General features: G+C 61.3%; 13 protein-coding genes. 9 read left to right on the top strand and 4 right to left on the bottom strand.

Going from position 1 to position 15,903, the window contains the following annotated elements; translation table 11 throughout:
• Positions 1 to 25: 25 nt before the first annotated feature.
• From AC07RO_RS25855 to pbpG, 3 genes are all read left to right on the top strand, one after another.
• A complete protein-coding gene (locus tag AC07RO_RS25855) occupies positions 26 to 373 on the top strand; it encodes a hypothetical protein (protein ID WP_192172466.1) in 348 nt (115 codons plus the stop codon).
• A gap of 242 nt (positions 374 to 615) precedes the next feature.
• Positions 616 to 798, top strand: a complete 183-nt coding sequence (locus AC07RO_RS25850) for a hypothetical protein (RefSeq protein WP_122538145.1) — start codon at positions 616 to 618, stop codon at positions 796 to 798.
• Between the two features lie 330 nt (positions 799 to 1,128).
• A complete protein-coding gene (pbpG, locus tag AC07RO_RS25845; RefSeq protein WP_495087456.1) occupies positions 1,129 to 2,085 on the top strand; it encodes a D-alanyl-D-alanine endopeptidase in 957 nt (318 codons plus the stop codon).
• Positions 2,086 to 2,129: 44 nt separating this feature from the next.
• Here pbpG and AC07RO_RS25840 read toward each other — a convergent pair whose 3' ends face one another.
• Positions 2,130 to 3,062, bottom strand: coding sequence for a magnesium transporter CorA family protein (locus AC07RO_RS25840; RefSeq protein ID WP_495087455.1), 933 nt, complete (start codon positions 3,060 to 3,062; stop codon positions 2,130 to 2,132).
• A gap of 4 nt (positions 3,063 to 3,066) precedes the next feature.
• Positions 3,067 to 4,650, bottom strand: a complete 1,584-nt coding sequence (locus AC07RO_RS25835) for a RimK family ATP-grasp domain-containing protein (RefSeq protein WP_423572478.1) — start codon at positions 4,648 to 4,650, stop codon at positions 3,067 to 3,069.
• 89 nt (positions 4,651 to 4,739) lie between these two features.
• Here AC07RO_RS25835 and AC07RO_RS25830 point away from each other — a divergent pair, with 89 nt between their 5' ends.
• On the top strand, positions 4,740 to 5,870 hold the full coding sequence (locus AC07RO_RS25830) for a peptidase C39 family protein (protein ID WP_495087454.1): 1,131 nt from the start codon (positions 4,740 to 4,742) through the stop codon (positions 5,868 to 5,870).
• A gap of 353 nt (positions 5,871 to 6,223) precedes the next feature.
• The gene (locus AC07RO_RS25825; RefSeq protein ID WP_282373354.1) at positions 6,224 to 6,682 is read left to right on the top strand and encodes a DUF2214 family protein; all 459 of its coding nucleotides are present in this window, start codon (positions 6,224 to 6,226) and stop codon (positions 6,680 to 6,682) included.
• Positions 6,683 to 6,712: 30 nt separating this feature from the next.
• Here the strand turns inward: AC07RO_RS25825 and AC07RO_RS25820 are convergent, their stop codons facing one another.
• Positions 6,713 to 8,032, bottom strand: coding sequence for an Nramp family divalent metal transporter (locus AC07RO_RS25820; RefSeq protein ID WP_423572475.1), 1,320 nt, complete (start codon positions 8,030 to 8,032; stop codon positions 6,713 to 6,715).
• A 114-nt stretch (positions 8,033 to 8,146) separates the two neighbouring features.
• Between AC07RO_RS25820 and AC07RO_RS25815 the strand changes: the two genes are divergently transcribed.
• The gene (locus AC07RO_RS25815; protein ID WP_346627753.1) at positions 8,147 to 9,583 is read left to right on the top strand and encodes an MFS transporter; all 1,437 of its coding nucleotides are present in this window, start codon (positions 8,147 to 8,149) and stop codon (positions 9,581 to 9,583) included.
• An 868-nt stretch (positions 9,584 to 10,451) separates the two neighbouring features.
• Here the strand turns inward: AC07RO_RS25815 and norR are convergent.
• Positions 10,452 to 12,008, bottom strand: a complete 1,557-nt coding sequence (norR, locus tag AC07RO_RS25810) for a nitric oxide reductase transcriptional regulator NorR (RefSeq protein WP_495087453.1) — start codon at positions 12,006 to 12,008, stop codon at positions 10,452 to 10,454.
• 377 nt (positions 12,009 to 12,385) lie between these two features.
• Here norR and AC07RO_RS25805 point away from each other — a divergent pair, with 377 nt between their 5' ends.
• Genes AC07RO_RS25805 through AC07RO_RS25795 form a run of 3 tightly spaced genes read left to right on the top strand, consistent with a single transcriptional unit; the run spans position 12,386 to position 15,899 of the window.
• Positions 12,386 to 13,837 (top strand): UbiA family prenyltransferase, encoded by a 1,452-nt coding sequence (locus AC07RO_RS25805; RefSeq protein WP_495087452.1) that lies wholly within the window; start codon positions 12,386 to 12,388, stop codon positions 13,835 to 13,837.
• Positions 13,834 to 15,150, top strand: coding sequence for an FAD-binding oxidoreductase (locus tag AC07RO_RS25800; protein ID WP_495087451.1), 1,317 nt, complete (start codon positions 13,834 to 13,836; stop codon positions 15,148 to 15,150). The genes AC07RO_RS25805 and AC07RO_RS25800 overlap by 4 nt, the downstream gene beginning before the upstream one ends.
• Positions 15,151 to 15,158: 8 nt before the next feature.
• Positions 15,159 to 15,899, top strand: coding sequence for an SDR family oxidoreductase (locus tag AC07RO_RS25795; protein ID WP_282371849.1), 741 nt, complete (start codon positions 15,159 to 15,161; stop codon positions 15,897 to 15,899).
• Positions 15,900 to 15,903 lie beyond the last annotated feature (4 nt).

The raw sequence follows: 15,903 nt of genomic DNA, 5'->3' as shown, positions 1-15,903 counted from the left end.
CGGGACTGAACACCGAGGAACAGTCATGATTCGTCAGATCCCCAAAGTTGCCTTGTTGTTAGGCGCCCTCGCCCTCGCAGGCCAGGCTGAAGCCCATGGCGGCGGCCCGGGCTGGGGTGGAGCCGCCGTAATCGGTGCGGTCGTCGGCGGTGTTGTCGGCGCGGCAGTGGCGTCCGGGCCGGTTTACGCAGCACCCGCTCCCGTGTACGCGGCCCCGGCGCCGGTTTATTACGCGCCACCGCCTCCACCGCCGGTTTACTACCAGCCGGCTTATGTCGTTGAGCGCCCGGTCGTCTACGCACCGCGTTACTACGGCCCGCCACGTTATTACGGCCCACCACCGGGCTATTACCACGGTGGCGGTCGCTGGTAACAGCGGTTTGCTCCTGAGCACAGGGCTGTCGATTCATGGTCGCCAGCCCTCACCCAACACAGACCCCGCCTTCCCGGCGGGGTTTTTGTTTCAGGGGTATTGATGCCGGACCGCAGCACCGCTTTGCGCACGTGTCCCCATCACTGTCCCTACCCGCTCATCAATGACGACTATCGAGAGCGGTGATTTCTGCATCAACCGGTCGGGCCTTAAAGTAGCGCCATAGATTGTTGGAGGCACTTATGACCAAGGTTCAAATCATGTCGGTTGTCGGCAGCGCAGTTCCCCCTCAGCTTCGTGAGCGCGGTCTGTTGGCGTGCTGGTACCTGATGCAGAACGGCGAACCCGTCAGTGGTCCTTTGCCTTCACTGCCAGCGGCGCAGGCCCTGTCGCAGCAACTTGAATGCCGCTCACTCAACAGCTGAACTCCTATTCGCTCTCCCTGTGAATCGTGCGTTGCTCCGCACACCCCTTTAGCCCGCCTCTTTAATGACGCGGGCTTTTTTTTGCGTGACGATCCGATGTTGATGCGTAGCGCTGTTTGTCAGCCAGGCCATAATCGGCAATTCGACCCGTTTAAATACAGGCTTTTTGGATCCGCCACCTGAACCTGACCTATACAACAGCGCTTTATTAGCGAAACCCGGCGACGCCCCATCGACAACTTCAGAAACTTGCTCCTAAAATGCGCCGAACTTGTTGTCGTGCTTGAAGAAAGTCCGACGTTCCACGCTATTTCCATCCTTTAGTGAGCTTTGCTCTTGAAAATTCGCCCAACCGTCATCGGCCTATTATTTGCACTTACAGGCTGCGCACTTTCCACTGCCGCATTTTCCACCACCGCACTGGCGAAAGAGCCGGCGGCGTTCAATCGCGACCCGGCCAATCTTCATCTGGCCTCCGGCAGCGCCATGATCACCGATCTGCAAACGGGTCAGGTGTTGTATGCGAGTAACCCCGACATTGTCGTGCCGATCGCCTCGGTGACCAAGCTGATGACCGCGATGGTCACCCTCGACGCCAAGCTGCCCATGGACGAGATGGTCAAGGTCGACATCTCCCAGACCGCGGAAATGAAAGGCGTGTTCTCCCGGGTCAAGCTCGGCAGTGAGCTGAACCGCCACGACATGATGCTGATCACCCTGATGTCGTCGGAAAACCGCGCAGCGGCGAGTCTGGCTCACAGCTATCCGGGCGGCTATCCGGCGTTTATCCGGGCGATGAACGCCAAGGCCAAGTCACTGGGCATGAACCACACCGTGTACATGGAGCCCACCGGCCTGTCGGTGTACAACGTATCCACCGCGCGGGACCTGACCAAGCTGGCCCTGGCCGCACGCAACTACCCGATGCTGCGCGAGCTGAGCACCACGCCGGAGAAAACCGTGACCTTTCGCAAGCCGAATTACATCCTCGGCTTCAGCAACACCGACCATCTGGTGCGTAAATCCAACTGGGACATCAAGCTGACCAAGACCGGCTTCACCAACCAGGCGGGTCACTGTCTGGTGCTGTTGACCAGCATGGCCAATCGTCCGGTGTCCGTGGTCATTCTCGACGCCTTCGGCAAATACACCCACTTCGCCGATGCCAGCCGCATGCGCTTGTGGATGGAAACCGGCAAGAGCGGCCCGGCGCCGGAAGTTGCACTGCAGTACAAAAAAGAAAAGAACCAGGTGATGAGGCAGAAGGGTTTGCAGGCGTCGGAATAAGACGTCGCGCCCCTGTCAGTGGGAACCCGTCGGGCGCCCACTGATCACTGACTCGCCCGCGCCATGCGCTTGAGTATCACCACCATCCCCACGCCCAGCCCGGCCATGCCGACCAGCAACGCCGGGTAGCTGATCCACCACGCAATGGGCGTGGTCATCATGCTGTATTCCGACATCCCGCCAATCCCCGCCACCAGATTCAATGGCAAGAACACCACGTTGATCAACGTCAGCTTGCGCAGCAGGTTATTGGTGTTGTTGTTGACCAGATTGCCCCGCGCATCCATCAAACTCGCGAACACCGTGGAGTAGATGTTCGCCTGTTTGTGGCACTGCTCGTTCTCGATAATCATGTCTTCGATCAGGGCCAGGCTGTCGCCGGAAAACTGATGCTTGTGGGCGTGATTGCGCAAGCGCGTCAGCACCGAACCGTTGCTGTCGATGGCGTTGATGTAATAGACCAGGCTTTCGCTGAGGTTGAACATCTGCACCAGATGGCGGCTGTCCATCGACGCATTGAACTGCTGCTGCAATTCCCGGGCGATCATCTTTATTACCTTGAGGTGACCCAGATAATGATGGATGTTATGGAACAGCACCTCCAGCAACACGTCCAGCAGCGTGTGCATCGGCCGGTGCTGTCCGAGGTCGCTGATCTGCTTGCTGTCGGCACAGATCAGCACCATGTGATGGGGGCTGAGCAGCACCCCGAACGACGACACGTCGAAGGAAAACGTGTCCTTGCCCGAGTAGTTTTCCGGGCGCTTCCAGATCATGAACAGCGCGTCCGGATGAAACTCGATGCGCGACACCTCGTCGGGGTCGAGCGCCGAGGCCAGAGCGTGGTCGTCGAGGTTGAAGCGCTCCAGCAGCAGCGTCTTTTCGGCGGCGTCCGGGTCGCTGAACCAGAGCACGCTGGCATCCGCTTCGGCGCATTCCCGTAACCTGCCCGCCTCCAGGCGGTGGCCCTTGATCACCGGCCTAACCCGCCAGACCGCGACGTTTGATGTCGAGGCGGCGAATGAACTCTTCCAGCACCAGCGCGTACAGATCGTCCTGCAGCCAGGCGTCTTCGATGCCGGCGTCGAGGTTGGGGTTGTCGTTGACTTCGATGACCACCACGCGATCGCCGGACTGCTTCAAGTCGACGCCATACAGCCCGTCGCCGATCAGGTTGGCAGTCTTCACCGCCAGATCCACCACGGCCTTTGGCGCGTCGTGAACCGCGAGCGTGCGGCACTCGCCGTTGATTTCCGCATCGATGGCCTTGTGGTTGTAAATCTGCCAATGCCCCTTGGACATAAAGTACTGGCAGGCGAACACCGGTTTGCGATTGAGCACGCCGATGCGCCAGTCGTATTCGGTGTAGAGGTATTCCTGGGCCAGCAACAGCACCGAATGCTCAAACAGTTCCCGCGCCGCTTCCTGCAATTGCTGCGCGTCCTGGACTTTGATCACGCCCTTGGAAAAACAGCCGTCGGGGATTTTCAGCACCAGCGGAAAGCCAAGCCGTGCCGCCACGTACTCCAAATCATCCGGTCGCTCCTTGTAGAGGATTTCCGTGGTCGGCATGCCCAGTTTGTGGCTCTTGAGCAGGTCGGTCAGGTAGACCTTGTTGGTGCAGCGCAGGATCGACGCCGGGTCATCCATCACCACCAGCCCTTCGCTCTCGGCCTTCTTGGCGAAGCGGTAGGTGTGATTGTCGACGCTGGTGGTTTCGCGGATCAGCAGCGCGTCGTATTCGGCCAGCCGCGAGTAATCCTTCTTCTCGATCAGCTCGACGTCCACGCCCAGTTGCTGGCCGACGCGGATGAAATTATCCAGCGCCTTGGGGTTGGACGGCGGCAAGGCTTCCTGCGGGTCGTGCAGGATCGCCAGGTCGTAGCGATAGGTGCGGGGGGAACGGGGCTGGCGCCAGATCTTGCGGCTGAAACTGTCGAGAGACTGGGCGAACTGGTCCTGCTGGTGATCACGCAGGCGGGTCAAGGCGCCGGTCTTGATGCCGACGATGTGCCAGTTGTCGCGCTTGCGAAACTCCACCAGCAGGATCGGCGCCGGAAACGCCTCGAACAGTTGACGGGCAAGGTCCTGCAACGGAGCGAGATCGGTCTGACCGAAATACAGGCTCAGGGTGAAGCCTTCGGTTTCGTCATACGGATGGTCACGCAGTGCGTGTTCGAGGCGCTTGTCGAGGTCATCCAGGGCCAGGCCGTAAAGGGATTTCCGGGTCAGTTCGCTGATGGTTTTGACCGACGGAATCACGTGGTGACCCCGGGCTTCGGCCAACAGCGAGCAGTAATAACCGTGGCCCAGGTAGCGGTAACTGCGGCACAGGTTGATCACTTGCACCCGCTGACCGGCAGTGTTCTGGGGCGGGTTTTCCAGGTAGTCCTGGGCGCTGATCAGGTGTTCGCTGGGCAAGTAAGACGACCAGTCTTCGAGCCGCTCCACAACAATCAACAGTTGGCTTCGGGTTGAAACAGGTTTCAGCGGATTGACATTAAAAGTTGCCGAACGCTGAGGTTGTGCTGATACTTCGTCGGTCTTCACCGGCACCGCATTCATGAGTTGATCCTTCGGGAAACAGTCCTTTCTATAAAACATGGCTTTGTAGAAATGTCCCGTTTCGTTACTCACTCTTTACGGTGTCGGACATGAACTTTATATATCGCCTCGCCCAGCCTGCCGATGTGGATGAACTGTTGGTGCTGGAAAACCAGTGCTTCGAATCCGATCGCCTGAATGCGCGCAGCTTTCACTGGATGGTCACGCGGGCCAATGCGCGATTGATCGTCGCGCTGCGCGATCAGGCCGATCAACGCCTGGCCGGTTACGCGCTGGTGCTGTTCCATCGCGGCACGTCCCTGGGCCGGCTTTACTCCCTGGCGATCAGCGACGATGCCCGGGGCCAGGGCCTCGGACAGCAACTGCTGGCCCAGGCCGAACAGCATGCCCTTGAGCGTGAGTGTGCCTATCTGCGGCTCGAAGTCCGCCCGGATAACGCCCCGGCGATTCGCTTGTACGAGCGCAACGGCTATCGCCTGTTCGACCGCATCGACGATTACTACGAAGACCACGCCCCGGCGCTGCGCTACGAAAAACGCATCCGCGAACACGCCACCGGCGTTGCCCGTCACGTGCCCTACTACCCGCAAACCCTGGACTTCAGCTGCGGCCCGGCGTGCCTGCTGATGGCGATGAAAGCCCTGCAACCGCCACGCGCCATGCAACGTCACGAGGAGCTGCAGATCTGGCGCGAAGCGACCACGGTGTTCATGACTTCAGGCCACGGCGGTTGCAGCCCGCAAGGTTTGGCGCTTGCCGCATTGCGCCGGGGCTTCGAGGTCGGCCTGCAGGTGTCGGTGCGCGGGCCGTTGTTTCTGGCTGGAGTGCGCAGCGAAGAAAAGCGCGAAGTCATGCGCCTGGTGCATGAGGAATTCAGCCGCGAGCTGGCTGAAAGCACGGTCCGTCAACTGGGCAGTGCGCCGCTTAATCTCTGGCAACTGCAAAAGGACAACAGCCTGGCGCTGGTGCTGATCAGCAGCTACCGGTTGACCCGTTCCAAGGCACCGCACTGGGTGCTGGTCACCGGTTGCGATGATGACTTCGTGTATTTGCACGACCCCGATATCGATCACAGCCAACAGCGTCAGGCCATGGACTGCCAATACATGCCGGTCAGCCACAAAGAGTTAGCCGGCATGAGTTGCTTTGGCGCCGACAAACTTCGCGCGGCGGTGGTTCTTTATCCGCAAGAAGATCCGCAGGCACAGGCGCTTATATAAATGGCGTCAGGTGAAGCACTGTTCGCGTAAAGATCCCGTCGTATTGATTGCAGTTGCACCGGCAAAAGGAATGAATAGTCGCTCGGCCTTTGGGCGACTTACTGGATGAGCGTGATGGATAACTCGGTAATCGGTTTGATAATTCTTTCGGTGATAGCGCTGTTTGGCGTGTCGGCGTTCTACTTTGATTTTGTTCATCCGCACCGCGAGGGCAAGCACCCGCAGAAATGATGAGCGACGCCCCGACGGATTATTTTTCCTTCCCCACTTCATCGATCAAGGCGTAACGCCAACGACCCGCTAAGCTTGAACCGTTGACGCTTGCTTTGCACATCGCTCGGGGGAGTTGAAACATGCTCATCAAATGGGTACTGGCTGCGTTGCACCTGCTGGCGTTCGGTTTTGCCATAGCGGCGGTGCTGGCGAGGGGACGGGCGTTGCGGCGGTTGCGCACGGATGATCCGCGATCGTTCAGGGATGTCTTCGTGGTCGACAATATCTGGGGCGTTTCAGCAGGGGTTCTGCTGATTACCGGGGCGTTTCGGGCGTTCGGCGGGCTTGAAAAAGGCTCGTACTACTACCTGCATCAGCCACTGTTTCACCTGAAAATGGCGGCGTTCGTGGCCATGCTGGCGCTGGAAGTGGTGCCGATGTTCGCGCTGATAAAATGGCGCATCGCGTTCAAGAAGAACCAGCCCATTGATACGTCCCTGTCCCGGCGGTTCGCGCGGATCAGCCACATGGAGGCGCTGCTGATGGTCATCATCGTCATCGCCGCCACGGGCATGGCGCGGGGGATCTTGTTGAGCTGAGGCCTGAGCCGATGCCCAGACCTCCAGCGGTCAGGTCACCCAGAAAAACATCAGGGTCAGGTTCGCGCCCGAAATCAGTCCGAACAGCCCCCAGGCCAGGGTTTTGGTCAGGCGGCTGTTGGCGAACGGGCCCATCAATTGCGGGTCGCTGGTGAAGCGGATCAGCGGCCACAGGGCGAACGGCAACTGCAGGCTGAGGACGACCTGGCTCAGCACCAGCATCTTGCCCACCGCACCATCGCCAAACCAGATCACCCCGACGAACGCCGGAATCAGCGCCAGCCCGCGCGTCGCCAGGCGGCGTTGCCAGCACGGTATCTTCGCTTTCAGAAACCCTTCCAGCACCACTTGCCCGGCGATGGTCCCGGTGAACGTCGAGCTCTGCCCCGCCGCCAGCAGCGCGACACCGAACAGCACGCTGGCCACGGCGCCGCCCACCAGCGGATCGAGCAGGTGGTAGGCGTCCTGAATTTCCACGATGTCGGTGTGGCCGGTGCCGTGGAACGCGGCGGCAGCCAGAATCAGAATGGCCGCGTTGATCACCAGCGCCAGGCTCAGGGAGGCAATGGTGTCGACCCGGGCGTAACGAATGGCGCTGGCCTTGCTTTCGAGCGAGGTGCCGTTGACCCGGGTCTGCACCACCGATGAATGCAAGTACAGGTTATGGGGCATGACCGTCGCTCCGAGAATCCCGATGGCGATGTACAGCGGCTCTTGATTGCTCAGCATCTCCCACGACGGCTTGAGCCCCGCCACGACGTCCGGCCAGAACGGTTTGATCAGCACCAGCTCGATGAAAAAGCACGTCGCGATGGTCGCGATCAGCCCCAGCACAATGGCTTCCAGACGGCGGAAATTGGCGCCCTGCAAAGCCAGCACGATGACCGTGTCGAATGCCGTCAGCGCCACCCCCGTGGTAATCGACACCCCCAGCAGCAAGTGAAACGCCAGCGCGGCACCCAGCACTTCCGCCAGATCGGTCGCCAGGATCGACAGTTCGGCGAGAACCCACTGGCCCATGCCCACCCGGCGGCTGTAGTGCTCGGAGGACAGCTGCGCCAGATCGCGGCCGGTGGCGATGCCCAGGCGTGAACACAGATTTTGCAGCACCATGCCCGACAAACTCGCCAGCACCACCACAAACAGCAGCGAATAACCGAAACGCGAACCGGCTTCAATGGCGGTGGCCCAGTTGCCGGGGTCCATGTAGCCGATGGAGATCAACAGGCCGGGGCCGACGAACAGCATCAGCTTGCGCAGGAAAGACGCATTGGCGGGAATGGCGACGCTGTCGGTGGTTGCCGACGGGCAAAATGGCGCGGTGGCAGTAGTCGGGAGTTTGTACTTCACGGGAATCCGAAACGTGGTGGCGGTCAGCCCCGGAGCTTAAACGCGCAGAAATGTTTTGTCTTGAATCTCTGGGGCACTAACATGCTGCGTCTCACCGATCCGGAAAAAACAATAATGCATGCCGCTTCTGACAGCCCCGATAACGCCCGCCCGACCCAGGACGGACTCGACCCGATACGCGCGGCGCGGATTTCCGCCCGCATCGACCGCCTGCCCGCCGTCGCCACGATCTGGAAACTGGTGGCGCTGCTGTCCATTGGCGGCTTCTTCGAACTTTACGATCTGTTCCAGACCGCCTACATCAGCCCCGGCCTGATCCGCGACGGACTGTTCGCCACCGGGGCGCAGGGCGTGTTCGGCTTTTCCGATCAAGCAGCGTTCGCGTCGGCGACCTTTCTGGGGCTGTTCCTCGGTGCCAGCCTGCTGAGCCCGATCGCCGACCGCTACGGCCGCCGCGCGATCTTCACCTTCGCGTTGATCTGGTACACCGTCGCCACGGTGCTGATGGGCATACAGACCTCCGCACTGGGCATCATCTGCATGCGCTTTCTGGTGGGCATCGGCCTGGGCATCGAACTGGTGACCATCGACGCGTACCTCTCGGAACTGGTGCCCAAGCGGATGCGCAGCGCGGCGTTCGCCTTCGCGTTTTTCGTGCAGTTCCTGTCGGTGCCTTCAGTGGCATTGATGTCTTGGTGGCTGGTGCCACAGGACCCGTTCGGCGTCGCCGGCTGGCGCTGGGTGGTGTTGGCCAGCGCCGTGTTCGCGCTGTTCATCTGGTGGCTGCGCTCGCGCCTGCCGGAATCACCGCGCTGGCTGGCGCAACACGGCCGCTTCAGCGAGGCCGAAAAGATCATGGACGACCTCGAAGCCCGCTGCATCAAGGACCACGGTCAGGCCCTGGACGAACCGGAAACCCATAACGTGGCCGTCGAAGGCAAAGGCCGCTTCGCCGACATCTGGCAACCGCCCTATCGCCGTCGCGCGCTGATGCTGATTGTGTTTCATGTGTTTCAGGCGATCGGCTTTTTCGGTTTCGGCAACTGGCTGCCTGCATTGCTGTCGGGTCAGGGCGTGAGCGTGACCCACAGTCTGGCGTATGCCTTCGTGATCACCCTCGCCTATCCGCTGGGGCCGCTGTTGTTCGTGAAGTTCGCCAACCGGTTCGAGAATAAGTGGCAGATTGTCGGCTCGGCGTTGGGCTCGATGATCTTCGGCACGCTGTTCGCGCAGCAGACGACGGCGGCGGGGCTGATTTTTTGCGGGGTGATGATCACGTTCTGCAATGCGTGGCTGAGTTTCAGCTATCACTCGTACCAGAGTGAGTTGTTCCCGACCAACATCCGCGCCCGGGCGGTGGGGTTCTGTTATTCGTTCAGTCGCCTGTCGACGGTGTTCAGCAGTTTGTTGATCGGGTTGTTCCTGGATCACTTCGGCACGCCAGGGGTGTTGACGTTCATTGTGATGAGTATGTTGATTGTGATCATCACGATTGGCGGGTTTGGGCCGAAGACGCGGAATCTGGCGCTCGAAGATATTGCTCATCGATAGGGTTCGCGGTGCGGCTGAGAGAAGATCAAGAGCGCCTGCCTGGGGGCAGACTGTTTCGCCTTCGGCGAGTTACTTGGAAAAGTCGAAAGTCGCACCATCCCCAAGTAACCAAGGGTGCTTGCTCCTGGCTAGGTTCCTCCTGCGTCGGAATACCCTCACTCCGACGACGCTCCATGGGCCCGCGCCGAACGGACATCCATGTCCTGGCGGCGCTCTCGCGGCATCCATGCCGCTCGGCCCACTCCGCGTCGTCTACGTTCGGCCTGCACCAAAGTCGCGTTCTGCGGTGGCTGGAATTTCTGTGTCTGAAGATCAAAAGCAGATCAAGGGCAGATCAAACGCCAAGAACTTGTGGGAGTGAGCTTGCTCACGAAGGGGTCGGTACATCCGCCGGATTTATGGTGATTGAAATACAACATTCGCGAGCAAGCTCGCTCCCACAGGTGGGCGGTGCAGTCAGCAAGATTATTGGCGCCTGGGCTGGCCTCTTCCCGGCTAAAGCCGGTCCCACTGAATGCACGCGGTGTCCTGTAGGACTGGCTTTAGCCGGGAAGCCTTTGATCTGCGTTTGATCTTGATCTTCATACGCAAAAGGCTCAAACGACACAAAACGCGACTTGGGTGCAGGCTGAACGGAGGTCTCGCGGAGTGGGCCGAGCCGCATGGATGCGGCGAGAGCGCCGTCAGGACATGGATGTCCGTTCGGCGCGGGCCCACGGAGCGAGACCGGAGTGAAGGAACCCTGACGAAGGAAGGGCCAAACCAGGAGCAAGCACCCTTGGTTACTTGGGGTGCTTTTCCAAGTAACTCGGCGAAGCCGAAACAGTCTGCCCCCAGGCAGACGCTCTTGATCCTGATCCGAAAAAACCTACCGAATCCCCAATCGCCGGGCCAGGCGACTGAGGTTAGCCCGATCAACACCCAACTCCCGCGCCACGTCCGCCCATTTCCCCTGATGCCGCTCCAGCGCCTCACCAATCAACCGCTTCTGAAACCCGTCCACCGCCTCCTTCAAACCCTCCCCCGGCTCAATCACCGGCATGCCGCCGTGCACCTGCAACAAAGCAGGCGTCGCCACCCGCAACTCCTCAAGCCCCAACACTTCCGCCTCGATCGTCAGAATCCGCGGCCGCTCGCCGTGCACCGACAGCGCCTTGAGCACCGCGCGGCTGATCAGATGCTCCAGCTCCCGCACGTTCCCCGGCCATGGGTACGCCAACAGCACCGCCTGCGCCGCCGGGCTCATGCGCAAACTGCGCAGCCCCATCCGCGCCCGGTTCTCCTCCAGAAAATACCCCGCCAGCAGCAACACATCGCGACCCCGTTCGCGCAACGGCGGCACCACCAACGGGTAGACGCTCAGGCGGTGATAGAGATCCGCGCGGAAGCGACCGGCGCGTACCTCTTCCGCCAGATCACGGTTGGTTGCGGCGATGATGCGCACGTCCACGCGATGCTCCTGATCGGACCCTACCCGCTGCAACTGGCCGCTCTGCAACACCCGCAGCAACTTCGACTGCACCGGCAGCGGCAGCTCGCCCACCTCATCGAGGAACAACGAACCGCCGTGGGCCAGCTCGAACTTGCCGCTGCGCCCACTGACCGCGCCGGAAAACGCCCCTTTGACGTGACCGAACAACTCGCTTTCCACCAACAGCTCCGGCAGCGCGGCGCAGTTAAGGCTGATCAGCGGCTTTCGTGCCCGGGGTGACTGCAGGTGAATGGCCTCAGCGACCAGCTCTTTGCCCACACCTGTTTCGCCGGTGATCAAGACCGTCAGCGGGCTGTTGCCCACCAACTGGATTTCCTGCTGCAAACGTTTGTGCACCGGGCTTTGCCCGATCAGCTCCCGGGGCCCGCGTCCGCCTGCGGCACGTTTGTACACCTCGGCCAAGTGGCGTTGATCCTCAAACCCGCGCGCCAGTTGGCTGATCCGCTCGCTGGCCATCACGGTGGCCGCCGCCAGGCTGGCGAACGCCTGGAGATCGCCCAGATCAACCCGGCCAAAGCGCGCCGGATCAACAGAATCCAGCGTGATCACCCCCCACAGCGTGTTCTGCACGTAGAGCGGGCAGCCCAGGCAATCGTGCACCTCCAGATCGCCATGCACGCCTTCGACCAGCCCGTCATAAGGGTCCGGCAGATCGCAGTCGGTGGAAAAACGCGTGGGTTCGCGGTTTTGCAGAATGATGTCCAGCCGCGGGTGCTCCCCCAGCCGAAATCGTCGTCCCAGTGTGTCCGGGCTCAAGCCCTCGACGGACAAAGGCACCAGCACCTCATCCTCCCGCTTGAGCAACGCCACGGCGTCACACGGAAAAAGCTGGCGCAGCGACCGCAGCAACCGGCGGTAGCGCTCATCGTCCGGCAGGTCCCGGGACAGGTCGGCAACCAGCGGAATCAGCGCCAGCAGCAAAGGATGGGTCATGGAAGCTCCCGGTCATGGCATGGGAAAGGGGTGCAAGGGCCGAGTCATTATGACTGCGATGTGAGTCGAAACGACAGCGCCGTTCCCAGGTCAGGCTCTGGCGCTGCCACTGGGAGCACGCTGAACCCAGACAGACGAGAATCGACGAATTGAATACGGCACTAAACCGTCACTCTCGAGAAGTCATTAGTTGGTCGCCAATTCCCCGGCAGCGCTCGACTTATTAATAAGAAACAATCCCGCAGACTTCCCTCAAAAACACGCCATTTTATTCTGACGCCACTTCGCCGACGTGCCGGGCGAGCCCCTTTAATTTAAATGAAGTTGTGAAAATCCTATTTTGTTTATAGTCCTGTGACCCTACAGGAGCACTCACTATGGCCAGAATTCAGGGACGAGTTCTCGAAACTTCCCCACCGTTGGTAGTTGATCTAGACGGCACGTTATTGCGCTCGGATCTGCTCATGGAAACGGCCATGGCGTTTGTTCGAGGCCAGCCGCTGAAAGCCCTGAAAATGCTGGGGTGGCTGTTCAACGGCAAGGCCGCCCTCAAGGAAGGCCTGGCCCGCGACTCCGAAATAGACGTATCAGTGCTCCCGTACGATCCGCAGATCCTCGAGATGATCCAGCGCGAACGCGACACCGGCCGGATGGTGGTACTGGCGACGGCGAGTCATGTAAGCCTGGCCGAGCGCATCGCCGAACATCTGCAGCTATTTGATCTGGTGCTGGCGTCCAATGCCAACCGCAACTTGTCCGGCAACAACAAACGCGACCTGTTAGTTGCGCACTTCGGCGAGGGTGGATTCGATTACGTCGGCAACTCGAAAGATGATTTGCCCATATGGGATGTGTCCCGCCACGCCTATGTGGTCAACCCCGATCGCGGTGTGGAAGCAAAAGTAAACGCGCAAGTCCGCGTCGAACCGACCATTCATAGCAACACGCCAAGCCTGCGCGACTGGCGCAGGGCCCTGCGCCTTCACCAGTGGCTGAAGAACGCGCTGATCTTCGTGCCGCTGCTGGCGTCCCATCGCCTGGCGCAGTTCGAGCTGATGCGCGACGGGGTCATCGCCTTCCTCTGCTTCGGCCTGTGCGCCTCCAGCGTCTACATCCTGAACGACCTGCTGGACCTGTGCGACGACCGCCACCACAAGAGCAAATGCAACCGGCCGTTCGCCAGTGGGCGTCTGTCGATCAAGACCGGGCTGGTGATGGTGCCGACGCTGTTGGCAATGGCCTTTGGCGCCGCGCTGTTGCTCCTGCCGTGGCAGTTTTCGGCGGTGATGGCGGCCTACTACGGCCTGACCCTGACCTATTCGCTGAGACTCAAACGCTTGATGGCTTGGGACGTGATTGCCCTGGCGATGCTCTACACCGCGCGGATCATTGCCGGCGTCGCGGCGTTCAGCCTGACCCTGACGTTCTGGATCCTCGCGTTCTCGATGTTCATCTTCCTCAGCCTGGCGATGGTCAAGCGCTACGCCGAGCTGCGCGATGCCCGCGCTCGGGAGGTGAACACCCTCGCCCGCGGCCGCGGTTACCACCCCGGCGACCTGGACATGATCGCCTCGCTGGGGGCGTCGTCGGGTTATCTCGCGGTGATGGTGCTGGCGCTGTACATCCAGGACGCGAAAACCACCGAGCTGTACGTCACGCCGCACATCATCTGGCTGGCCTGCCCGCTGCTGCTGTTTTGGGTGACGCGGGTGTGGATGCTGACCCATCGCGGGCAGATGAACGAAGACCCAGTGGTGTTCGCCATCCGTGACCGCACCAGCCAACTGATCGGCGCCGCATTTCTGATGATGTTCTGGATCGCCGCATGAGCGCACCGTTGTATTCCTGGGGACGTTTCCCCCGTCGACCGCAACGCGGTCACGGCTGCGTGTGGCTGGACGAACTGCCGGCGCAGATGGACCGCGTGATCGGCGCCCACCGCAGCAGCCTGCCCTACGGCAACGGCCGCAGCTACGGCGACAGTTGCCTGGCCACCAGCGACGAAGTGCTGCACATGCGCTCGCTCGACCGGCTGATCGAGGCCGACTGGACCACCGGCGTGATCAAGGCCGAAGCCGGCATCACCCTGGCGGAAGTGCTGGCCGTGGCCATCCCCCAAGGCTGGTTTTTGCCGGTGACGCCCGGGACTCAGTTCGCCACGCTGGGCGGCGCCATCGCCAATGACGTTCACGGCAAGAACCATCACGTGCGCGGCACCTTTGGCCGTCATGTGCTGGGCTTCGGCCTGTTGCGCCATGGCGAGCCGGAAGTGACGTGCTCGCCTGATGCCCACCCCGACCTGTTCGCCGCCAGCATCGGCGGCCTCGGCCTGACCGGGGTCATTCACTGGGCGCAGATTCAGCTGATGCCGATCCGCGCCAGCCAGATCGACACCACCACCGTGCGCTTCGCCAATCTGGCCGAGTTTTTTGCGCTGTCGACCGAGCTCGACGCGCGTCATGAGTACAGCGTTGCCTGGGTCGACTGCCTGGCCAAGGGCGCCGAGACCGGACGCGGGGTGTTCATCGTTGGTGATCACGCGCAGTACGGCTCCCTCGACGTCGGTCAGCGCAAGAAGCTCAGCGTGCCGCTGACGCCGCCGGTGTCGCTGATCAACAAAATCTCCCTCAGCGCCTTCAACAGCCTGTACTGGCGCCTGCACCCCAGCCAGCGCAAGCAGGGCCGCAGTGCTTACGAACCCTTCTTCTACCCCCTCGACCGGATCCTGCACTGGAACCGTATTTATGGCCGCCGGGGTTTTCAGCAATACCAGTGTGTGGTGCCTGCGGCGAACGCCGAAGCGGCCATGGGCGAACTGCTGCGCACCATCGCCGACGCCGGCCAGGGCTCGTTCCTCGCCGTGCTCAAGCGCTGTGGCGACATTGCTTCGCCGGGTCTGCTGTCATTCCCGCTGGAGGGCACTTCGCTGGCGCTGGATTTTGCCCAGAGCGAGGCGCTGGAAAACGTTCTGTTCCCACGTCTGGACGACATTGTTCGCGCTGCCGGCGGGCGGTTGTACCCGGCCAAGGACGCCCACATGAGTGGCGCCGATTTCCGTCGTGCCTACCCCGCCTGGGAGCAGCTGGAAGCGCTGCGCGATCCCTCTTTGATGTCCCGTTTCTGGAGCCGTGTGATCCTATGAAAACTGCCGTGAAGAAAGTCCTGATCATCGGCGCCACCTCCGCCATCGCCAGTGCCTGCGCGCGTTTGTGGGCCACGGAAGGCAGCGATTTTTTCCTCGTGGCGCGCAACGTCGAGAAGCTGCAGCAGACCGCCGCTGACCTCAAGGCGCGCGGCGCCACCAACGTCACGCTGCACGAGATGGACGCCAACGACATCGAGGCGCACCCGCTGATGATGGGGCGCTGCCTGACCGCCCTGGGTCAGATCGACATCGCCCTGATCGCCCACGGCACGCTGCCGGACCAAAAGGCCTGCGAGCGCGACGTGCACATGGCCCTCAAGGAATTCGCCAATAACTGCACCTCGGTGATCGCCCTGCTCACCGTGCTGGCGATGCACTTCGAAACCCAGCGCTGCGGCAGCCTGGCGATCATTTCTTCGGTGGCGGCTGACCGAGGCCGCCCTTCCAACTACCTCTACGGCAGCGCCAAGGCGGCGGTGTCGACCTACTGCGAAGGCTTGCAGGCGCGGCTGTTCAAGGTCGGCGTGCACGTCACCACCATCAAGCCGGGATTTGTCGACACGCCGATGACCCAGGGGCTGTCGTTGCCGGCAGCCTTGCTGGCGCAACCGACGCAGGTTGCCCAGCGCATCGTCAAGGGCATCGCCAACAAAGTGCCGACGCTCTACGCACCGGGTTTCTGGGCGCTGATCATGCTGGTCATTCGGTCAATTCCGCAGCCGGTGTTCAAGAGGCTGAATCTATGAGCGA

The organism is Pseudomonas sp. GW821-FHT07F05 (genome assembly GCF_059418765.1).
This window is presented reverse-complemented; position numbering and strand designations above follow the sequence as displayed.